Consider the following 20,164-nt stretch of genomic DNA (forward strand, 5'->3'; position numbering starts at 1 on the left):
ACCCGGGCCGCCGCGGCACGCTGGACGCATGCCCCCATCCTCCGAACCGGCCTTCCTCGCCGCCACCGCCGACCGCCTGGCCGCGCTCACCGGCGTCCGGGCGGTCGCCCTCGGGGGGTCCCGCGCCCAGGGCACCCACCGCCCCGACAGCGACTGGGACCTGGCCGTCTACTACCGCGGCCCCTTCGAGCCCGACGAACTGCGCGCCGTCGGCTGGCCGGGCGAGGTGTCCGACGTCGGCGGCTGGGGCGGCGGCGTCTTCAACGGCGGGGCCTGGCTGACGGTCGACGGACGCCGGGTCGACGTGCATTACCGCGACCTGGACGTCGTCGAGCGCGAACTGGCGGAGGCCGAGCAGGGACGGTTCCGGGTGGAGCCGCTGCTGTTCCACCTCGCCGGCATCCCCACCTACCTGGTCGTCGCCGAACTCGCCCTCAACCAGGTGCTCCGCGGTGAGCTGCCCCGCCCCGCCGGCTACCCGGAGAAGCTGCGCCGCACCGCCCCCGACCGCTGGCACGGCACCGCCCGCGCCACCCTCGCCTACGCCGGGGCCAACCACGCGCCCCAGGGCCGCCTCACCGAGACCGCCGGAGCCGTCGCCACGGCCGCCGCCCAGGCCGCCCACGCGGTACTCGCGGCCCGCGGAGAGTGGGTGACGAACGAGAAGCGGCTGCTGGACCGGGCCGGACTGCGCGGGATCGACGCGGTGACCGGCGCGCTGCGGGCCGACCCCGAGACCCTGGTCCGCGCCGTGGCCGCGGCCGGGGAGATCGTCGCCGGGGCACTGGAGCGATGAGGACCGGCCGGGCTTTGCGTTCATCGTGAGGACCGGGACCTGCCGGACGTTGCGTTCATAAAGAAACCCGTGGCACCGGGGATGTTTCACCTCCCCGAAACGTGATCGTCCCGTTCGCCCGGGGAACCGGCACTACCTTGGGAACAGAGCCCGGCCACCGTCGTCCGAAGGCCCCCGCCCTCGTACGAACAGGAGTTCAGTGACCCGGCCCGCCGCACCACCCTGGCTCGCCCACGCTCTGCGCACCCAGCGCGGTCCCGTGCCCTGGAGCGCGGTGACCCGGGGCGCGCTGTCCGCCGGGCCGCTGCTCCTGGCCGGACTGCTCGGCGGCCGCCCCGCCGACGGGGTGGTCGCCGCCATCGCCGCGATGCTCGCCGGCACCAACGACCGGCCCGGCAGCCGGCGCGCCTCCGTCGAACGGCTCGGCGTGCCCGCGCTGGCCGGGGCACTGGGGCTGGCGGCGGGTTCGTACGCGGGTCAGCTGCTCACCGCCGTACCGCTGACCCTCGTCCTCACCGCCCTCGGGCTGGTCGCCGGGGGCGTCAGCGCCGTCGGGCCCGTCGCCTCCGCCGCGGGAACCCAGCTGCTCGTCACCGCCGCCGTCGGCGCCGGCATGCCCGCGGCCGAGAGCGGCTGGCAGCGGGCGCTCGCCTTCCTCGCCGGGGCCGGCTGGCTGCTTCTGCTGCGGCTCGCCCTGCCCATGCCCGGCTCACTCGCCGGGGACTTCCGGTTCGACGGGGAGCGGGCGGCGGTCGCCGACGTGTACGACGCCGTCGCCGCGCTGCTGGACGCCGCGGGCGGCAGGCGCGCCACCGTCCGGCGGGCCGCCCTCACCGCCGCCCTCGACCGGGCCCAGGACGCCCTCGCCGGGCCCCGGTTGCGCCGGCGCGCCGGTTCCGCGGCCGAACGCCGGCTGCACGCCCGGTACGCGGCCGCGCTGCCCCTGGCCGAGGCCGCGACAGCCCTGTACTGGGCCGAGGAGCCGCTGGGGGAGCGGGCCGCCGAGGGGCCCCGGCGGCTGGCGGCCGCCGTCCGCGGCGACACGGGCACCGGCCCGCTGCCCGCCCCCCACCTCCCGCACGCCCGCCTTCGCTCGCGCCGGGAGACCCCCGTCGCGCCCGCGGTCCGCGCCCTGGACGACGCGCTGCTGCGTGCCGCCGACGCCTTCGACCGCGGCGGGGGCGCCCAGCGCCGGCTGCTCACCCGGCGCCGGAGCGCACAGCAGGCGGTGCGGGCCGCGCTCGGCAGCGGCGGACGCGAGTACGGGCTGCGGGTCGCCCTCTGCTTCGGGGCCGGCGCCGCCATCGCCCAGGCCCTGCACCACGCCCGCTGGTACGGGCACCACCAGCACTGGTACTGGCTGCCCGCCACCGCCGTGTTCCTCGTCAAGCCCGACCTCGGGCCACTCGCCTCCCGGGTGCTGTGCCGGGCCGCCGGTACCGTCCTGGGCGCGCTGGTGTTCGCCGCCCTCGCCGCGTCGCTGCCGCGCCCGGCGGGTCTGATCGCCCTCGTGACCGTGTGCGGCGCGCTCGTTCCGGTCGCGACCCGGCACTTCGCCGCGCTGACCGCCGTGGTCACCGTCCTGGTGCTGGCCCTGGTCATGGCGGGCGGGGAACCGCAGGCCTCCGTCAGCCGGATCGGCGAGACCCTGCTGGCCTGCGCGCTCGTGCTGGTCGTCGGGCATCTGCCGATGCCGGGGAGGCGCGGCGGCGGGGTGCGCGCCCGGCTGGCGGCGGCCACGAGCGCAGCGCACGCCTACCTCGTCCACGTGCTCGGCGAGTCCGGGGACCCCGCCGAGCGCTGGCTGCTGCGCCGGGAGGCCTACCGGACGCTCGCCGAGGCCGACACCGCCATCGCGCTCGCCGCGGCCGAGCTGCCCGCGCTCGCCCGGCACACCGCGGGCACGGACGCGGTCGCCGGCGTCCTGGAGCGGCTCGTGGACACCACCACCGCCTGCGCCGTGCACCTCGACGACACCGGGCGGCTCACCCCTCGGCACACCCGGCAACTGGAGGAAGCCCTCGCGGAGCTGGAACCGACCGGACTCCTGGCACCGCTGTCCACGGCCGCGTGACCACACCCACCGGCGGCCGACCGCGGACCCCCAACGTGCCGGATCCGGCGGGGAGTTCCCCGTCCGCGCACCCGGAGCACGGCACCTGATCCCACGTAGGCTCCCCGCCATGGATCTCGCGGACGGCCTCATCGCCCACCCCTACGACGTCTACCGGCGCCTGCGCGACACCGCGCCCGTGCACCGCATCACCGGGCCCGACGGCACCCCCGCCTGGCTGGTCACCCGGTACGAGGACGTCCGGTCCGCGCTCGCCGACCCGCGCCTCTCCCTCGACAAGCGGCACGCGACGCCCGGCACCTACAAGGGCTTCGCCCTGCCGCCGGCCCTCGACGCCAACCTCCTCAACATGGACCCGCCCGACCACACCCGGATCCGCCGCCTGGTCGGCCGCGCCTTCACCCCGGGCCGCGTCCAGCAACTGCGCGACCCCGTACGGCGCACCGCCGACCGCCTCCTGGACGCGCTCGGCACCCACGGCAGCACCGACCTGATCGCCTCCTACGCCGCGCCGCTGCCCATCACCGTCATCTGCGACCTGCTCGGCGTGCCGGAGGAGCACCGGCTCGACTTCCGCGACTGGACCGACACCCTCACCGCCCCCGACCCGTCCCGCCCGGGCGCCTCCAAAGAGGCGATGGCGGCGATGTTCGGCTTCCTCACCCGGCTGCTCGCCGCCAAGCGGAAGCAGCCGGCCGACGACCTGCTCTCCGACCTGATCGCCGTGCGCGACGGGGGCGACCGGCTCAGCGAGGACGAACTGATGTCGCTGGCCTTCCTCATCCTCTTCGCCGGTTACGAGAACGCGGTCCAGCTCATCGGAAACGCCGTGCTCGCCCTGCTCCAGCACCCCGACCAGCTCGCGGCCCTGCGCAAGGACCCGGGTCGACTGCCCGCGGCGGTCGAGGAGTTCCTGCGCTACGACGGTCCCGTCCTGCTCGCCATCCGGCGCTTCCCCGTCGAGGACGTCAGCATCGCCGGGGTCACGATCCCGGCGGGCGAGACGGTCTGGGTGTCCCTGTCCGCCGCCGACCGCGACCCCGCCCGCTTCCCCGAGCCCGACCGCCTCGACCTCTCCCGGGACGCCTCCGGACATCTCGCCCTCGGCCACGGCATCCACTACTGCCTGGGCGCCCCCCTGGCCCGCGCCGAGACGGAGATCGCCCTGGCGGCCCTGCTGCAACGCCTGCCCGGCCTGGCGCTCGCGGAGGGCGAGCCGAGGTGGCGGCCGTCGATGCGGGGGCGGGGTCTCCTGGCGCTGCCGGTGACCTACTGAGCGCTCCTCCTCGGCCGGCCGCGAGGTCGGCCGAAAAGAATCTCCGCGCACGGCGATGAGTTCCGTATCCGACAGCGGTCACCACCCCGAGCGGACCGTCGGACAGGAGGGCCCATGTCGCTTCCGGAGAGCGTCTCGCGCGAGCAGTGGCGCGCGGCGCGCGAGGAGTTGCTGCGCAAGGAGGAGGCGGTCAGGCGGGCGCGCGAGGCACTGGGCGCGGAACGGCGCCGCCTGCCCATGGTCGAGGTCGACCCGGAGTACGTCTTCGAGGGCGGCGACGGCAAGGCCACCCTCCTCGACCTCTTCGAGGGGCGGGCCCAACTGGTCGTCCACCACTTCATGTTCGCGCCGGAGTGGGAGACGGGCTGTCCCTGCTGCTCGGCCTTCCTCGACCAGGTCGGCCATCTGGCCCATCTGCGCGCGCGGAACACCGCGTTCGCCGCCGTCTCCCGGGCGCCGTTCACCCGGATCCTGCCGTTCAAGGCGCGGATGGGCTGGGCGGTGCCCTGGTACTCGTCCAGCCCAAGCGACTTCAACCGCGACTTCGAGGCGACCGTGGCCGCGGACGGCGACCCGGACGGGAGACTGGTCGAGCGGCCGGGCCTCAGCTGCTTCCTGCGCGACCACGACCGTGTCTTCCACACCTACTCGGTGTACGACGACGGGCTCGACGGCCTCGGCACCACGGCCGGACTCCTCGACCTGACCGCCCTCGGCCGCAGCCCCGTCGGCAGCGAGCGGCTCCGCCTCCACGACGAGTACGAGTCCTGACACGATCAGTGCGAATCCCGACACGGAGGGTTCGGTTCATGTCACAAGGTGGACGGACTCTCACGGTCCGCGCTGAACCGGTGTCGACAATGTCTCAGTCGGGTTACTGAGCGAGGCGTTTCACCTCTCCAGCGCGTTAACTCCTGCAGGAACGACGTTTCTGGAGGTGCGAGATGGTGAACGGGCGAACGGTGCTCGGGCGCTTTTCCGCCGGTGGTCCGCGGGGATCCTGGCCCGCGGAGGAGTTCGCGCAGGCGCGGCGGCTCGAAGGCCTGCCCGCCGAGGTCGTCATGGACCTCGCCACGGACATGTTCCTGGTGATCGTGCGCGGCGGCGACGCGGCCGAGTAGGCGACGCCCGCGAGAAACGCCGAACTTCCCCCGGGAACTCTCCCGGAGGGCAGCGCAGGGGCGGTGCGCGGCGGTCTACGCCGACACGGCCCTCGACCAGTCCGGATTCGTCCCCGTCACCCGGCACAGGGCCAGGTACAGGGGGATCGGCGGGGTGTACGGGACCGTCCCCCGCGGATGGTGGATGAGACGGGCCGTACCGCTGATCCGGGCACCGGGCGCGTACTGCGCCGGGGACGGCCAGGGCAGTGCGTAGTCGGAGTCCGACGGGACGATCCACCACCAGTGTGCGCCGTCGGTGTACACACATCCCAGCCGCGGCAGCAGCGGTACGACGAGCGGCCCGAGGCGGTCGGGCACGGCCACGGCGTCACAGCCGAGCGGAGCCGTCATGCCCTCCGGCACCTGGATCCGGCGGACCGGTTCCGCGGCGGGGCGGCGGCGCTGCAGGCGCACCAGGGTGTCCAGCCCCATGAGCCGCTCGGGCCCTGAGGCGCCGCGCGGGCCCGGGCCGTTCGGGCGACGGCCGTTCGAGTCGTCGTCGCCGAAACCGCCCGCGCCGCGCCGTGCGGAGCCCGCCGCGCCGGTCACGGCCGCTCCCAGCCGCGACGCTGCTCCGGGGCCCGGTGCGGCGGCTGGTCCACGACCCGGTGCGCGTGCGGCTCCGACCGCTGTTCCGGCATTCCGTACCAGCGGTGCTCCGCGGTGCCGTACCGGTGCGGAGACTGGCCGTACGCGTCGTGCGTGCGCTGCTCGGGTGCCCGGTGGTGGGGCTGTTCGGGTGCCTCGTACCGGTGCTGTTCCGGGACGAGGTGCTGGGGGCGGCCGGACCCCTCCTGCGCGCGCTGTTCCGGTGCCCGGTGCGGGGGCGGCCAGGACGGCTCGTACGTGCGCTGCTCGGGTGCCCCCTGCGGCGGCCGGCCCGGAGGTGCGGGCCGGTGCCGTTCGGGGGCACCACGGTGGGCCTCGGCCTGCTCGTCGTCGCCGGAGTCGTCCGGCTCGCCCGGCTTGGGGCGGGCGCCCCAGCCCAGGTCGTCGCGCGGCTCGGCGCCGGCGTCGGCGAGGTCGGCCAGGCGGGACAGCTCCGCCCAGACCAGCAGCCCAGGGCCGCGCTCCTGTGCACCCCAGGCCCGGCACAGCGCGTCGACGAGAAGCAACCCCCTCCCGTGCTCCTCGTCAGGTCGCTGCGGGGACGGGTGGGGTTCACCAGGGGCACAGCCCTCGTCGTGCACGGCTATGCGCACCATGTCGTCGTGGTCGTGCAGCTCGCACACGACGCGACTGCTCGCGGTGTGCACGATCGCATTGGTGACCAGCTCGGACATGACCAGAGCCGCGCTGTCGCACGTGTCCGCGCACACCGACCAGCCGTTCAGCCGGGCGTACGTCAGGCGTCTCGCCTGGGCGACGGAACCGGGATGTGCGGCCAGCTCGAAACGGAACCGGCGCTCGGCAGCCCCTCCCCGAGGAGCTGCTGCCTCCCCCGAGCTCGAACGCGTTCGAGCGGGGGGACCCCCATCGGCGCCGAGACCGGGACGGTCGGCGGCGGCGTCTGTTCCTAAGGGCGCGGACGGAATCACGCCTGCCACTATCTCCCCGCCATGGACACTTGGCAAGTGTCACTCTGAAAATTGCAGAGTGCTGTGTGACTCGGTCAGAGGCCGTGGCACACTGCTCGCAACAGCACGTAGAGCGGCGCCAATTGGGGCCATCGGAGATCCGCCCCGGTCTTCGAATGAGTCTTCGAATGGCGCCGTAGGGCTGTCGGGATTCCTTTCGGTGAAGGCTTTCGGTGGAGGTGAGAGCGTGAGCGAACCGCGGTCCGCGCCGACGGTGGGCCAGGTGGTCCTCGGCCGGCGCCTGCTGGACCTGCGCGAGCGCGCCGGGCTGAAGCGCGAGGACGCCGCCCGCGTCCTGCGCGTCGCCACCGCCACCGTCCGCCGTATGGAGATGGCCGAGGTCACCCTCAAGATCCCGTACCTGCAACTGCTGCTGAAGTCCTACGGAGTTCCCGACGAGGAGGCCGAACTCTTCGTCCAGCTGGCCGAGGAGGCGAACCGGCCCGGCTGGTGGCAGCGGTTCCACGACATCCTGCCGGGCTGGTTCTCCATGTACGTCAGCCTGGAGGGCGCCGCCGCCCTCATCCGCTCCTACGAACCGCACTTCGTCCCCGGCCTGCTCCAGACCGAGGACTACGCGCGCGGGGTGCTCAGGTCCGGTGCCATTGGCCAGACGAGCCCGGACGACATCGAACGGCACGTCGCGCTGCGCATGCAACGCCAGGACCTGCTCACCCGCCCCGACGCCCCGCGCTTCTGGGCGGTGATGGACGAGACCGTCCTGCGCCGCCCCGTCGGCGGCCCGGAAGTGATGCGCACGCAGATCGACAAGTTGCTCGAGGCCACGAAGCTCCCGAACGTGACGCTCCAGGTCGCCCCGTTCGCCAACGGGCCGCACCCGGGCACGTACGGGCCCTTCGTGCTGTTCCGCTTCGCCATGCCGGAACTGCCCGACATGGTCTACAGCGAGTACCTGACCGGCGCCGTCTACCTCGACGCGCGCGCCGAGGTGGCGACCCACCTCGAGGTCATGGACCGCATGGCGGCGCAGGCCGCCACGGCACAACGCACGAAGGAGATCCTCCAGGATCTCCGCAAGGAGCTGTGAATGGATCGCATCGAGCCGAGCGGTCGCGTCTACAACGGCATGCCCGCGCGGGACCTGGGCAGCGAGGGGTGGCACAAGCCCTGGAGCGGCGGCAACGGAGGGAACTGCCTGGAGGCGATGAAGCTGGCCGACGGCCGGATCGCCGTGCGCCAGTCGACCGATCCGGACGGGCCGGCGCTGATCTACACCATGGACGAGATGACCGCGTTCATCGAGGGTGCCAAGGCGGGGGAGGCCGACTTCCTGCTCTCCTGATGCCCATGTGCTGCTACTTGCTGAACTTCCTTACCGTGATGCCGACTTGATCATCCATGGCGCCAGACGCCTTCGGAGTGCCGCATGACAGGGCAGGACCCCACGGTCATCGGGATCGACACCAGCAAGCCGCATCCCGCGAGCCGGCGCCGGGCCAGGACGACGGAGTGATCCCGGGATACGGGGCGGTGGCGCGCAAGCGCTGGACCGGGCGCGGAAATCCGGCTGCGTCGTGGCCCGTCCGGCGCATACGGTGAACGTGGTTCAGGTGCGCAGGCAGCGGATTCTTCGGTCATGAGTCATCGCTACCCCCCGGCGGCCGGGTCCGCCCCGGCCGACCGGATGTGCCGGTCTCCGGCCCAGTGCCGAAAACCGGTACGCGAAGGTTTACGCCCCCGCCGCCGACCCCGATCTCTGAACCACCCACCGGGCTGCCGTGCACGCGCGTCCGGCCCGCATCCACGTCCGCCCATTGGTGCGCTGGCATTCCGGCGGTGGCGCTTGCACGGCCTTTCGGGGGCATGTCCGGCGGCGCGCAGGGCGAGATGCGCACCCCTCGCTTCGGGGGGGCAGTACATACAGGGGCACGGCCTCTCGCGGGCGCATTCAGGGGCCGAGGCTGCTGAGCGTCACTTCGGCGGCAGCACCTCGCACAGGGCCTCCACCGCCGCGGCGTAGGCGTGTTCGGCGGGGGCCGCGTACCCCACCACCAGGCCTTCGTCCTGCGGCGCCGCCGCCTCCGGGTGCCGGAACGCGGCGAGGCCGTCGAGGGCGACGCCCTGCCATGCGGCGGCCTTCACCGTCGACCGCTCGCTGCCCGGCGGCAGCCGCAGCACCGCGTGCAGCCCGGCCGCGATGCCGGTCACCTCGATGTGCGGCGCGTACGCGGCCAGCGCGGCGACGAGCCGGTCGCGCCGCCGCCGGTACCGCTGCCGCATCCGCCGCACATGACGGTCGTACGACCCCGAGACCACGAAGTCCGCGAGCGCGAGCTGGTCCAGGGCGCTCGACCAGCCCTCCCGTTCGCCCTTCGCCGCGAGCACGGGCTCCACGTACCGCTGCGGCAGGACCATCCAGCCCAGCCGCAGCGCGGGCGACAGGCTCTTGCTGACCGACCCGACGTAGACCACCCGCTCCGGATCGAGGCCCTGGAGCGCGCCGACGGGCCTGCGGTCGTACCGGAACTCCCCGTCGTAGTCGTCCTCGACGACCACCGTCCCCCGGGCCCGCGCCCAGTCGATCACCGCCGCCCGGCGTTCGGGGTGGAGCGGCCCGCCGGTCGGGAACTGGTGCGCCGGCGTGAGCAGCATCGCCCGCTCCCGCCCGAGCACGTCCACCCGCGCGCCGTGCCCGTCCACCGGGAGCGGCACCGTGGGCACCCCGGCCGCCGCGAGCAGCTCCCGGTGGAAACCGAGCCCGTACGCCTCCACGCCCAGCGGACCCCGCAGCACCCCGCCGCCACTCTGCCCACCGCCCTGCCCGGCCTTCCCGGTTCGGCCGAACAGCAGCCGCAGCGCGTGCGCGAAGCCGGAGCAGACGACGATCCGGTCCGGCTCGGTCCGCACGCCACGCGCGCGTGCCAGGTATTCGGTCAGCGCCTCCCGCAACTCCGGGCGCCCGGCGGGATCCCCCGGCCCGAACGCCTCGCTCGGCGCCGCCTGGAGCGCCCGCCGGTACGAGGCCGCCCAGGCCGCCCGCGGGAACGCGGACGCGTCCGGCACACCCTGGCGCAGATCGTGCCGCGGCCCGCGCGCGAGCCGCGGTGCCTTCACGGGCGTCCGCACCGCGCGCCCCAGCGGTTCCGCCCGGTCCGCCACCCGGGTGCCCGAGCCCTGCCGCGCCGTCAGCCAGCCCTCGGCGACCAGTTCGGCGTACGCGTCGGCCACCGTGTTCCGGGCCACGCCCAGGTCGGCGGCGAGCGAACGGTACGGCGGCAACCGGGTGCCGGGCGCGAGCCGTCCGCTGCGCACCGCCTCCCGGAGCGCCCCGGTCAGCGCCGCCCGTCGCCCGCCAGGCCCGGACAGCTCCAGATGCAGATCGGCACCGATGCGCTCGGCGGAATTGACCCACGATTCCGTCATGGAAGTGCACCCTACAGCCGGTCTTTCCGACCCGTAGATTGACATACATGACGATGAACACCACTGCCGCGGCAACAGTCTTCAGCACCGGGATCGCCGCCGCCGAGGCCGCCCGCACCCGACTGGAGCTCGCCCGGACCGCTCCCAAGGTCTTCCGCGCCCTCGTCGGTTTCGACGCCGTCGCCCGCTCGGGCCTCGACCCGGCCCTGGTCGAGCTGATCCAGATCCGCGCCTCGCACCTCAACCACTGCGCCTACTGCCTGCACATGCACACCAACGACGCGCGCAAGGCGGGGGAGAGCGAGGACCGGCTCCACATGGTCCCCGTCTGGCGCGAGGCCCGTCACTTCTTCACCCCGAGGGAACAGGCCGCTCTGGCCCTGACGGAGGCGGTCACCCTCGTCGCCGACGCCGGTGTCCCCGACGCCGTCTACGCCGAGGCCGCCACCCACTTCGAGGAGGAGGAACTGGCCCACGTCCTCGCCCTCATCTTCACCATCAACACCTGGAACCGCGTGGCCCTGGCCACGGGCAAGGTGGCCGGCACGGACGAACGCCGCCGCTGACCCCGCGCCGCCTCCGGCCATCCGACCACGGCGGCGGCCGGCCCCGGCCACCCACCTGGGACAAGCACCGCCCCTGACCTCGTGCCTCCCCCAACTGCCCGGCCGCGGTGGCGGTCCGGCCCGGTCGGCCACCTCGGGCGAGCTTGCCGCCGAGGCCGCGCTTGCCCCTGTCGCCTGACCACAGTGGCTCTCTGGCCCAATTCGGCCACTCGCCCCCGCCGCAACGACGATCCGCCGCAACGACGATCCACCACGACGGCGATCCACCACGACGGCGTGACCCGGCGGTGCCGAACCGGCCCCGGCCCATCGCCCGTCGCCCGTCGCCCGTCGCCCGTCGCCCCAGCATCCGCGGCTGCCGAGCCACCCCCACCCGCGTCGGCCCGTCCTTCGATGAGTCAGCTGCCCCACCCTGCATCGGCCGATCCCTCGAAGAGCCCGCAGCTCCCACCTCGCATCGGCCTACCCCTCGGAAGCCGACCGGCCTCACACCTGTACGCGCCGACCCCGCGGAGGAACCGGCTCTCTCGCACCTCTACGCGCCGATCCCTCGTAGGAACCGCCACTCTCACACCCTCATCGGCCGATCCCTCGGAGAGACCGGTGCCGGCAGTTGCGACGCTCCCGTGAGGTACTCGTCGACGGCCGCCGCCACCGCCCGCCCCTCCGCGATCGCCCAGACGATGAGCGACTGCCCGCGCGCCGCGTCCCCGGCGGCGAACACGCCGGGGACGTTGGTCGCGAAGCCGTCGTCCCGGGCGATCGTGCCGCGCGGCTCCAGGGCCAGCTCCAGCTGCTCGATCAGCCCGTCCTCCCGGTCGGGCCCGGAGAAGCCCAGGGCGAGCAGCACGAGGTCGGCGGGGAGCGTCCGCCCGGTGCCCTCCACCGGCTGCCGCCGCTCGTCGACCTCCACCAGGTGCAGCGACCGCACATGCCCGCCGGCGTCCCCGGTGAAGTGGAGCGTGGAGGCCGCGAACAGCCGCGCGTCCGCGTCCGCCGCCGGCGCCGTACGCAGGTCCCGTGCCTCCTCGTGCGCGGCCGACAACCGGTAGATCTTGGGGTACGTCGGCCACGGTTCGACGTCCTCGTCGCGCTCCGCACCCGGTTGCGCGTAGATGTCCAGCTGGGACACGGACGCGGCCTCCTCGCGCACCGCGGTGCCCAGACAGTCCGCCCCGGTGTCCCCACCGCCGACGATCACGACGTGCTTGCCGGCCGCGGACAACGGTGAAATCTCCAGATCCCCCTCACACACCCGGTTCGACAGCGGCAGATACTCCATCGCCTGGTGTATCCCTTTCAACTCCCGACCCGGCACCGGAAGTTCACGCCACGCCGTCGCACCCGTGGCGATGACGACGGCGTCGTACCGCGCCCGCAACTCCGCCGCGCCGAGATCCCGCCCGACCGCCGTGGACGTACGGAACCTCGTCCCCTCGGCCCGCATCTGCTCCACCCGCCGCTCCAGGTGGTGCTTCTCCATCTTGAAGGAGGGGATGCCGTACCGCATCAGCCCGCCGATCCGGTCGTCCTTCTCGTAGACCGCGACCGTGTGCCCGGCCCGGGTCAGCTGCTGTGCGGCGGCGAGCCCGGTGGGTCCGGAGCCTATGACCGCGACCGTCTTCCCCGACAGCCGCTCCGGGGGCCGCGGCGGGGTGAAACCTTCCTCCCAGGCCCGGTCGGCGATCGCGCACTCGACGTTCTTGATGGTGACGGCCGGCTGGTTGATCGCCAGCACGCACCCCGCCTCACAGGGAGCCGGACACAGCCTCCCGGTGAACTCGGGAAAGTTGTTCGTGGCGTGCAGCCGGTCGCTCGCGGCCCGCCAGTCCTCGCGCGAGACCAGATCGTTCCACTCGGGGATGAGATTGCCCAGCGGGCAGGCGTCGTGGCAGAACGGGACCCCGCAGTCCATGCAGCGGTCGGCCTGCTTGCTGATGATCGGCAGCAGCGCGCCCGGGACGTACACCTCGTCCCAGTCCCGTGCCCGCTCCTCGACGGGCCGCCGCGGCCACTCCTGCCGCGGCGTGGTCATGAACCCCTTGGGATCGGCCATGATCGTCTTCCTCGCGTACGGGCACCAGGGGCGCCAGGTGTACGACAGGCCGTGCGTCATCGGCGGCACACATCGCCACTCTTCCGGCCACGATACGTCCCGGCCGACGCCCGCGCAGAGTGGCCGACAGCGCTTTCTCCCGAGGTCGGAGGATCAGCGGGCGGCAGGGCCGATCAGGTGAGAGCCAGCACGTACACGAAGGTGGCCGCGGCGGAGGCGGCGGTCCGGACGTGGTTCCAGAAGGTCCACTCGCGCACGTACTCCGGCCAGTACACGGCGGCCTCGGGCGCGCCCGGGGTGAGCGCGGCCAGCCCGTCGTTGCGCGGCACGTTCGCGACGACGGTCAGTCCGAACGAACCGAACAGGTACAGCGCGCTGCCCAGCAGCAGCTCCAGCTTCCCGTGGTCCGGCCACACCACGAACGTCACCACCGCGATGATCGCGCACAGCACCGCCGAGCCGGTGAACACCGTCATGAAGGCCGGGCGGACCGCCGCCACGTTGATCGCCCTCATCGCGGCCACGCCCTGCGCCGGCGGCAGCTCCGCGAGCCCTCGCATCACGAAGGTCGAGAACCCGCAGAAGACCCCGGCCACGATCCCCGTGCCCAGAATCGCCGGCACAGCCAGCACGAGAAACGGTCCTTCGATCACAGCCACACTCCCATCTCGGCCTTCCGGCTCCGCCCGGACCGGCCCGGGCGGAGCCATCGCTCCTAGTCAATGCCCCGGACGGAGCCCGGACCATGGCCGAAGACCGCGACGGCATACGTGAGCGTCCATACGAGGAAGTACGAGCACCGTGGAGATGGTGTGGGGGGAGGGCTCTGGAGGCCACTGGAGGCCACGTGACGCACGTGGCTGACGTCGCCGCAGAGGCTCCGCGGCCGCGTCGGCCGGAAGGGGCCCCTCGCCCCACCGAAAGCGGCACCTGTTTCCCTCGGCGGGGAACCGCCCCCTTTGTCCTCAGCCCACCTCCTCCTCCACCCCCTGCCACGCCCGCAGGACGCTCTCCACGGCGAGCATGATCCGCCGACGCGCTTCGTACCGTGGCACCCCGCTCATCAGCAGCTGGTCGTACGGCGTGTCCACATGCCGTACGCCGGCCACGACCGCCGAGATCACCGCGCTCTCGGACAACGCCCGCCCGGCCGCGCTGCGCCCCACGCGTCCGCTGCCCCGGACGGAGGCATGCGCCGCGATGGCCCGGGCCCGCTCCGCCGGGCAGCCTGGGAACAGCCGGAGGATCTCCACCGCGAACGCCGACGCGAACCGGTCGTCCTCCACCGCCCTGCGCCCCGCGTCCCGTGCCCGCCGACGGCGCCGCGCCTCCGCGTCCGCCAGGCAGCGTTCCTCGGCACGGACCAGCGCCGCCTCCTCCACGAGCACGCCCTGCCGTTCGTAACGGCTCTTGCGCCGGTTGAACCGCACCACCACCACCGACAACGTTGTGGACTCCTCCCGCGACCTGCGGGTCAGCGCCGTGTCACCGCGCGGCAGGAACACCAGGTGTCCGAGGTCGGCGCAGTCCAGGCAGCGGGGCGCGCCGTCCTCCAGCACCAGCAGCGACAGCGGCCCGCGCCGGCATCCGGCACACCGCTTGTGCTTCAGCGGCTGGATGACGACAAGCCGACCGGGCGAGTGGGGAGTTGAGGGAAGCGCCATACGCGTTTCTTTCCCCGGGACCGGCCACGCCTCCCACCCTGACCCGCTCCTTCTTCCCTCCTGCTCCTCCCTTCTTGTCCGCGTTCTTTTGCGCGTTCATGCTCGCCGGAATGAGGCCTCTGCCTCCCCTTCGGCAGCAGGCGCCGCCGCCGGCCCCCCGGCGCCACCTCACCCGGCACGCCGCACCCGGCCCCGCTGGATGCCCCTTGTCCTGCCCTGCCCCGGGGCCCGCCCCGCAGGCTGCCGCACCGGCCGATCTGTCGACCCGGCATCATGGGCCTGTGCGACTCGAAGCGATCACCTGGGACCGGCTCGCCGAACTGCTGGCCGACCGGCTGGCCGGGCTGGCGACGGCGGACGGGGGCGACTGGGTGCGCGTCGCCTTCGACGGGGCCCCGGCCGCACACCCGGGGGATCTCGCCGAGCGGGTCTCGGACGCGCTGCGGGTACGCGGACGGCCCTCGCTGGTGGTCGGCGCCGAGGGCTTCCTGCGCCCGGCCTCGCTGCGCCTGGAGCACGGGCGACGGGACGCCGAGTCGTACTACGGCGGATGGTTCGACACCGGCGCCCTGTGGCGCGAGGTGTTCGGCCCGCTCGATCCCGGAGGCAGCGGACGCGTCCTGCCCGACCTGTGGGATCCGGCCACCGACCGGGCCACCCGCAGCCCGTACGTCCAACTACCGTCCGGCGGAGTCCTGTTGCTCCACGGCCCCCTTCTCCTGCGTCACTGGTTCCCGTTCGACCTGACCATCCACGTCCTCCTCTCCTCCGGCGCCCTGCGTCGCCGCACCCCCGAGGCCGACCACTGGACCCTCCCCGCCTTCGACCGCTACGCGACGGAGACCGACCCGGCAGGCACGGCCGACGTACTGGTCCGTGCCGACGACCCGCGTCACCCCGCCTGGAGCGGCTGACGCCCGACCGGCCGCCGGTACCAGCCGCCAACCGGTACCAGCCGCCGGTACCGCCTGTCGGTACCCGCCGCCCGCCGTTGCTGGTCGGCCGCTGACGCCGACCCGGCCGATCAGGGCACCTGACACCGACCCGGCCTGTCGGGGCACCCGCCACCCTGCCGTCGGCTCAGAGCCAGCCGATGCGGCGGAATCCCCGGTACAGCGCCACGCACGCCGCGGCCATCACCACCATGACCAGCGGGTAGCCGAACCGCCAGTGCAGTTCGGGCATGTGGTCGAAGTTCATGCCGTACACACCGCACACCATGGTCGGTACCGCGATCACGGCCGCCCACGCGGTGATCTTCCGCATGTCCTCGTTCTGTGCGACGGTCACCTGCGCGAGGTGGGCCTGAAGAATGGAGTTGAGCAGTTCGTCGAACGCGGCGATCTGCTCCTTGGCGCGTATCAGATGGTCGAGCACATCGCGGAAGTACGCCTGTATCTCGGGGGCGACGACTCGTATGGGCCGGGTCGCCAGGTCCTCGACCGGACGCCCGAGCGGGACCACCGCCCGCTTGAGCTCCAGCAGTTCACGCTTCATCTGGTAGATGCGGCCTGGGTCCAGCCGAGCGCTCCCCTCCGAGAACACCTCCGTCTCGACCTGGTCGATGTCGGCCTGCACCGCGTCCGTGACGGTCAGGTAGTCGTCGACGACATGGTCGGCGATGGCGTGCAGCACCGCCGCCGGTCCCTTCGCGAGCTGCTGGGGATCCGACTCCAACTCCTCGCGCAGCGGCCCCAGTGAACCGTGCCTGCCGTGCCGCACCGTGATGACGAAGTCCTCGCCGACGAACGCCATGATCTCGCCGGTGTTCACCACCTCGCTGGTCGCCGTGAGCCGTTCGTGTTCCACGTAGCAGACCGTCTTGAACACCGCGAACAGCGTGTCCCCGTAGTGCTCCAGCTTCGGACGCTGATGGGCCTCGACCGCGTCCTCCACCGCCAGCGGATGCAGGTCGAACAACTCGGCGATACCCGCGAACTCCTGGTCCGTCGGTTCGTGCAGTCCGAGCCAGACGAACCCTTCGCGGTTCCTGCGCACCATCCTCACCGCGTCCACCAGGTCGGTACAGCCCGGCACCCGCACACCGTCCTGATATGTGACGCAGTTGACGACCGAGGAACCCAGCGGAGACCGGGCGGGATGACTCAGGTCCACGCGTGGCCGCCGCCGGGCCAGCCCTGCGACCTTGCGCAGACCGCTGACCTTGCCCAGCCCTGTGACCTTCCGCAGATTCCCTGCCATCGTCATCCGGGTCTCCTTGAGTGGATCGCCTTGCGTGACGCTTTCGCGCCCTGCCGGGCCAGTCTGCCAGTCCGGAGCAGAAGCCGGGCAAGCCTGTGGGAATGCGTTGTTCCGCTTGGTTCCCGCCTGTGGACGGGGCGCCGGCCGGGTCCTTGCTCCCGGACGAGGTGTCGACCGCCCGGGCACTCAGCCGACTGCGATGATCGCGGTATGACACCATCCGACGGTTATCTCCTGGACAACCAGCAGCGCGAGGCGGGTGAGCGCTTCGACGCCTTCGCCACCCTCTTCGATCCCACGACCTTCCGGCACATCGAGGGGCTCGGCATCGAGCCGGGCTGGCGCTGCTGGGAAGTCGGTGCCGGCGGCGCCTCCGTGGTGTCCTGGCTCGCGCGGAAGGTGGGGCCGAACGGCGAGGTCGTCGCCACCGACATCGACACCTCGCGACTCGCCGCCGTCAGCCACCCGTCCGTGGAGGTCCGCGTCCACGACGTGGGCGCGCAGGAACCGCCGGGGGAGGGGTACGACCTGGTGCACGCCCGGCTGGTCCTCGTCCATGTCCCGGACCGGGAGCGGGCGTTGAGGTCCATGATCCGGGCGCTGCGGCCCGGCGGGCGGCTGCTGATCGAGGATGCCGACCCCGCCCTCCAGCCCCTGATCTGCCCCGACGAGTACGGCCCCGAGCAGCGGCTCGCCAACCGGCTCCGCCAGGGCTTCCGCAAGCTGCTGGCCGACCGCGGCGCCGACCTGGCGTACGGCCGCAAGCTTCCGCGTCTGCTCCGGGAGGCAGGGCTGCTCGATGTGAAGGCCGACGCCTACTTCCCCGTGACCTCGCCCGCCTGCACCGCCCTGGAAGCCGCGACGGTCCGTCAGATCAGGGAGCGGCTCCTCACCGCGGGCCTGGCCACCGACGAGGAGATCGACCAGCACCTGGCCAACGTCGAATCCGGCGACATGGACCTGGCCACCGCCCCGATGATCTCGGTATGGGGCCGCAAGGCGTAACCCGAGCGCGGCAGAACACCAGGCCTGCGCCCGCAGCGCAGGCTTTGGCCCCTCCACACCCCACAGCGCGCCGTTGTGCCGGAGCGGTACGGCATACCCGGCCGCAGCCGCCTCGGGACGCCCTTGCTGCCGTAGCCGATGTCGAGACCCGCAGTCGTGTCGGGCGGCCGACTGCGACTGCGGCCGGGAGCGCGGACGCAACCGGCGGTCGACTGGAGGTCGGTTCGGCCGCCGCCGGGCCCCAATCGCCCCGACGCAGCCGTAGCCGTCCGATCCCCACCGCGTGATCCAGCCGCAGCCGAGCCCCCATCACTCGCTCCACAGCCGCAGCCGCCCGCTTCCGTCCGCGGGACCCTGCAGGGTCGGCCGTAGCTGGCCCCCATCACCCGCGACGCAGCAGTAGCCGTTCGCTCCCCCGGGACCCGGCCGCAGCCGAGCCCCCATCACCCGCCAAGCAGCCGTAGCCACCTGCCCCCGGTCGCCGACCTGGCACTCCCGGCCCTCAGCCCCCACCCCCCGGACGCGGCGGCCTGCCACCCACCCGCCCCACGGCCTCCGCGCCCGCCGCGCAGCCACGGGCAGCGGCCGGTTCCGGGGCCGTGCCCGCGAGGGTGGCGGCGAGGAAGGCGCCGGTGAAGGCGTCTCCGGCGCCCGTGGTGTCCCGCGGGGTCGCCGGTGCGGCCGGGATCCGGGTGGGCGCGTTCCCGGACCGGGCCACCAGCGCCCCGTCGGCTCCCGCCTTGGCCACCACCAGCGGAACGAGACGGCTCAGCTTGGCGGCCGCGTCCACCGGATCCGGCAGCCCCGTCAGCAGACATGCCTCGTCCCGGCTGGGCAGCAGCACGTCCAGCCCTTCCGCGAAGGCCAGGAATCGGTCCACTCCCAGCTTCACCAGGAAACCTGCCGACGCCGGATCCATGCTGACGGGCACTCCGCGCGCGCGTGCCGCCGCGAGTGCCGTCTCCGCGAGCGCCCGGCTGGACTCCGTGAACAGCAGATAGCCCGACAGATGCAGCCAGGCGACCCCGTCGAGCAGCGTGTCCGACCAGTCTGCGGGTTCGAGCCGCAAGGACGCCCCGCTGTCCGTGAGGAACGTGCGCTCGGCCGCCGCACCCGTGTCGACGAGGCAGACCACCGTTCCGGTCGCCGCCTCCGGGTCGACCACCAGCCGAGGCCGTACCCCGGACGCGACCAGTTCCTGCTCGTGCCACGCGTCCGCGTCCGCGCCCACCCGCCCGAGGAGCCGTACGTCCGCACAACCCGCGTGGGCCGCCCAGCAGGCCACGTTGGCGCCCGCACCGCCCGGCAGCCTCCGGATCACCGCGGCGGTGTCGGTGCCGGCCGCGAGCGGTCCCCGGTGCCGGGCGACCACGTCCGTGACCACGTCCCCGACGACCAGCAGGGCCCCCTCGCGGCTCGCGGTCACCCCCTGGTCCACGCCGCGGCGATCCGCGCCGCCAGCCGGACGTTGCCACGCACGGCCGCCAGATTGGCGCTCAGGGACGCGCCGTCCGTGTGCCGGACCAGGTAGTCCAGCAGGAACGGGGTCACGGCCTGACCGGTGACGCCCTGCTCCGCGCAGGCGCCGAGCGCGTCGTCGAGTACGCGCGCGTGCAGCACGGGGTCGAGCTGTTCCGCCTCCGGCACCGGGTTGGCGACGATCAGCGCCGACCCCGGCGCGTCCAGCCCGTCCTGCGCCCGCATGACGTCCGCGACCTCCGCCGGGCTGCGCAGCGTCCAGTCGACCGGATGCCCGGAGTCCGACAGATAGAAGCCGGGGAACCGGTCCGTGCCGTACCCGGCGACGGCCACGCCCAGCGTCTCCAGGCGCTGCAGGGTCGCCGGCACGTCCAGGATCGACTTCACGCCCGCGCACACCACCGTGATCCTGGTCCGCGCCAGCAGCCCCAGGTCGGCCGACTCGTCCTGGGTCACCGTCCACTCCCGGTGCACACCGCCAAGACCACCGGTGGCGAACACCCGGATACCCGCCAGCGCGGCCAGCTGCGCGGTCGCCGACACCGTGGTCGCCCCGCTCGCCCCCGCCGCCACGGCGAGCGGCAGGTCACGGTGGCCCAGCTTGCGGATGCCGTCCTCGTTCGCGACCCGCTCCAGCTGCTCCTTGTCCAGGCCGATCCGTGGGTGCCCGTCGAGGACGGCGACGGTTGCCGGCACCGCGCCCTCGCGCCGGACCGCGTCCTCCAGCTCCAGCGCCACCCGCAGATTGCGCGGGCGGGGCAGACCGTGCGCGATGATCGTCGATTCCAGGGCCACCACCGGCCGCCCCGCGTCGATCGCTTCCCGGACTTCTTCCGACACCACCAGCACCACGTGCCCGCCTCCTGTCCGTCGGTCCCTCCTCATCCCTGGCGGGCGCCGCCCGCGCCTAAACGCTTGCGGC

Annotated in this window: 18 protein-coding genes and 1 pseudogene; 10 read left to right on the plus strand and 9 right to left on the minus strand. The window is 73.4% G+C overall.

The features are described from left to right. Positions 1-28 precede the first annotated feature (28 nt). From ACZ7FF_RS03890 to ACZ7FF_RS03910, 5 genes are all read left to right on the plus strand, one after another. Positions 29-796 carry a nucleotidyltransferase domain-containing protein gene (locus tag ACZ7FF_RS03890; protein WP_470809199.1) on the plus strand — a complete coding sequence of 256 codons (768 nt, stop codon included), beginning with the start codon at positions 29-31 and terminating at the stop codon, positions 794-796. A 199-nt stretch (positions 797-995) separates the two neighbouring features. Further along, on the plus strand, positions 996-2,870 hold the full coding sequence (locus ACZ7FF_RS03895) for an FUSC family protein (RefSeq protein WP_470809200.1): 1,875 nt from the start codon (positions 996-998) through the stop codon (positions 2,868-2,870). A gap of 109 nt (positions 2,871-2,979) precedes the next feature. Then, positions 2,980-4,146 (plus strand): cytochrome P450 family protein, encoded by a 1,167-nt coding sequence (locus ACZ7FF_RS03900; RefSeq protein ID WP_470809202.1) that lies wholly within the window; start codon positions 2,980-2,982, stop codon positions 4,144-4,146. A gap of 114 nt (positions 4,147-4,260) precedes the next feature. Beyond that, entirely contained in the window at positions 4,261-4,917 is a 657-nt protein-coding gene (locus ACZ7FF_RS03905) for a DUF899 domain-containing protein (RefSeq protein ID WP_470809204.1), read from the plus strand. A 173-nt stretch (positions 4,918-5,090) separates the two neighbouring features. Continuing rightward, entirely contained in the window at positions 5,091-5,267 is a 177-nt protein-coding gene (locus ACZ7FF_RS03910; protein ID WP_470809599.1) for a hypothetical protein, read from the plus strand. A 75-nt stretch (positions 5,268-5,342) separates the two neighbouring features. Here the strand turns inward: ACZ7FF_RS03910 and ACZ7FF_RS03915 are convergent, their stop codons facing one another. Further along, positions 5,343-5,741 (minus strand): hypothetical protein, encoded by a 399-nt coding sequence (locus ACZ7FF_RS03915; RefSeq protein ID WP_470809590.1) that lies wholly within the window; start codon positions 5,739-5,741, stop codon positions 5,343-5,345. A 443-nt stretch (positions 5,742-6,184) separates the two neighbouring features. Further along, positions 6,185-6,883 (minus strand): annotated as a pseudogene (locus tag ACZ7FF_RS03920) (ATP-binding protein); the annotation flags it as partial. 190 nt (positions 6,884-7,073) lie between these two features. Between ACZ7FF_RS03920 and ACZ7FF_RS03925 the strand changes: the two are divergent. Beyond that, positions 7,074-7,934, plus strand: a complete 861-nt coding sequence (locus ACZ7FF_RS03925; protein ID WP_470809205.1) for a helix-turn-helix domain-containing protein — start codon at positions 7,074-7,076, stop codon at positions 7,932-7,934. Next, the gene (locus ACZ7FF_RS03930; RefSeq protein WP_470809207.1) at positions 7,935-8,189 is read left to right on the plus strand and encodes a DUF397 domain-containing protein; all 255 of its coding nucleotides are present in this window, start codon (positions 7,935-7,937) and stop codon (positions 8,187-8,189) included. 629 nt (positions 8,190-8,818) lie between these two features. Here the strand turns inward: ACZ7FF_RS03930 and pdxR are convergent. Further along, the gene (gene pdxR, locus ACZ7FF_RS03935) at positions 8,819-10,270 is read right to left on the minus strand and encodes a MocR-like pyridoxine biosynthesis transcription factor PdxR (RefSeq protein WP_470809208.1); all 1,452 of its coding nucleotides are present in this window, start codon (positions 10,268-10,270) and stop codon (positions 8,819-8,821) included. A 47-nt stretch (positions 10,271-10,317) separates the two neighbouring features. Between pdxR and ACZ7FF_RS03940 the strand changes: the two genes are divergently transcribed. Continuing rightward, complete coding sequence (locus ACZ7FF_RS03940) at positions 10,318-10,836, plus strand: carboxymuconolactone decarboxylase family protein (protein WP_470809210.1); 519 nt, start codon at positions 10,318-10,320, stop codon at positions 10,834-10,836. A gap of 568 nt (positions 10,837-11,404) precedes the next feature. Here the strand turns inward: ACZ7FF_RS03940 and ACZ7FF_RS03945 are convergent. The 3 genes from ACZ7FF_RS03945 to ACZ7FF_RS03955 all read right to left on the minus strand — a co-directional run bounded on the left by ACZ7FF_RS03945 (position 11,405) and on the right by ACZ7FF_RS03955 (position 14,556). After that, positions 11,405-12,892 carry a glutamate synthase subunit beta gene (locus tag ACZ7FF_RS03945; RefSeq protein ID WP_470809591.1) on the minus strand — a complete coding sequence of 496 codons (1,488 nt, stop codon included), beginning with the start codon at positions 12,890-12,892 and terminating at the stop codon, positions 11,405-11,407. A 173-nt stretch (positions 12,893-13,065) separates the two neighbouring features. After that, entirely contained in the window at positions 13,066-13,545 is a 480-nt protein-coding gene (locus tag ACZ7FF_RS03950) for an anthrone oxygenase family protein (RefSeq protein WP_470809211.1), read from the minus strand. A gap of 312 nt (positions 13,546-13,857) precedes the next feature. Further along, positions 13,858-14,556 carry a DUF2293 domain-containing protein gene (locus tag ACZ7FF_RS03955; protein WP_470809213.1) on the minus strand — a complete coding sequence of 233 codons (699 nt, stop codon included), beginning with the start codon at positions 14,554-14,556 and terminating at the stop codon, positions 13,858-13,860. 281 nt (positions 14,557-14,837) lie between these two features. Between ACZ7FF_RS03955 and ACZ7FF_RS03960 the strand changes: the two genes are divergently transcribed. Then, positions 14,838-15,470, plus strand: coding sequence for a nucleoside/nucleotide kinase family protein (locus ACZ7FF_RS03960; RefSeq protein ID WP_470809214.1), 633 nt, complete (start codon positions 14,838-14,840; stop codon positions 15,468-15,470). 166 nt (positions 15,471-15,636) lie between these two features. Here ACZ7FF_RS03960 and corA read toward each other — a convergent pair whose 3' ends face one another. After that, complete coding sequence (gene corA, locus ACZ7FF_RS03965; protein WP_470809215.1) at positions 15,637-16,764, minus strand: magnesium/cobalt transporter CorA; 1,128 nt, start codon at positions 16,762-16,764, stop codon at positions 15,637-15,639. Between the two features lie 204 nt (positions 16,765-16,968). On the opposite strand from corA, the gene ACZ7FF_RS03970 reads away from it, so the two are divergent. Next, complete coding sequence (locus ACZ7FF_RS03970; RefSeq protein WP_470809217.1) at positions 16,969-17,763, plus strand: methyltransferase; 795 nt, start codon at positions 16,969-16,971, stop codon at positions 17,761-17,763. 502 nt (positions 17,764-18,265) lie between these two features. On the opposite strand, the gene ACZ7FF_RS03975 is transcribed toward ACZ7FF_RS03970, so the two are convergent. Continuing rightward, positions 18,266-19,201, minus strand: a complete 936-nt coding sequence (locus ACZ7FF_RS03975; RefSeq protein WP_470809219.1) for a carbohydrate kinase family protein — start codon at positions 19,199-19,201, stop codon at positions 18,266-18,268. Further along, positions 19,186-20,094: a pseudouridine-5'-phosphate glycosidase gene (locus ACZ7FF_RS03980; RefSeq protein WP_470809220.1), complete on the minus strand. Its 909-nt coding sequence runs from the start codon at positions 20,092-20,094 to the stop codon at positions 19,186-19,188. The genes ACZ7FF_RS03975 and ACZ7FF_RS03980 overlap by 16 nt, the downstream gene beginning before the upstream one ends. Positions 20,095-20,164 lie beyond the last annotated feature (70 nt).

The sequence above is a fragment of the Streptomyces sp. NPDC037126 genome (assembly GCF_055605965.1).

Excerpts from the sequence above, each read along its gene's own strand:
- ACZ7FF_RS03890 (WP_470809199.1), top strand. The coding sequence starts at position 29 with ATGCCCCCATCCTCCGAACCGGCCTTCCTCGCCGCCACCGCCGACCGC.
- ACZ7FF_RS03900 (WP_470809202.1), top strand. The coding sequence starts at position 2,980 with ATGGATCTCGCGGACGGCCTCATCGCCCACCCCTACGACGTCTACCGG.
- ACZ7FF_RS03905 (WP_470809204.1), top strand. The coding sequence starts at position 4,261 with ATGTCGCTTCCGGAGAGCGTCTCGCGCGAGCAGTGGCGCGCGGCGCGC.
- ACZ7FF_RS03910 (WP_470809599.1), top strand. The coding sequence starts at position 5,091 with ATGGTGAACGGGCGAACGGTGCTCGGGCGCTTTTCCGCCGGTGGTCCG.
- ACZ7FF_RS03915 (WP_470809590.1), bottom strand. The coding sequence starts at position 5,741 with ATGGGGCTGGACACCCTGGTGCGCCTGCAGCGCCGCCGCCCCGCCGCG.
- ACZ7FF_RS03930 (WP_470809207.1), top strand. The coding sequence starts at position 7,935 with ATGGATCGCATCGAGCCGAGCGGTCGCGTCTACAACGGCATGCCCGCG.
- pdxR (WP_470809208.1), bottom strand. The coding sequence starts at position 10,270 with ATGACGGAATCGTGGGTCAATTCCGCCGAGCGCATCGGTGCCGATCTG.
- ACZ7FF_RS03940 (WP_470809210.1), top strand. The coding sequence starts at position 10,318 with ATGACGATGAACACCACTGCCGCGGCAACAGTCTTCAGCACCGGGATC.
- ACZ7FF_RS03945 (WP_470809591.1), bottom strand. The coding sequence starts at position 12,892 with ATGGCCGATCCCAAGGGGTTCATGACCACGCCGCGGCAGGAGTGGCCG.
- ACZ7FF_RS03955 (WP_470809213.1), bottom strand. The coding sequence starts at position 14,556 with ATGGCGCTTCCCTCAACTCCCCACTCGCCCGGTCGGCTTGTCGTCATC.
- corA (WP_470809215.1), bottom strand. The coding sequence starts at position 16,764 with ATGACGATGGCAGGGAATCTGCGGAAGGTCACAGGGCTGGGCAAGGTC.
- ACZ7FF_RS03970 (WP_470809217.1), top strand. The coding sequence starts at position 16,969 with ATGACACCATCCGACGGTTATCTCCTGGACAACCAGCAGCGCGAGGCG.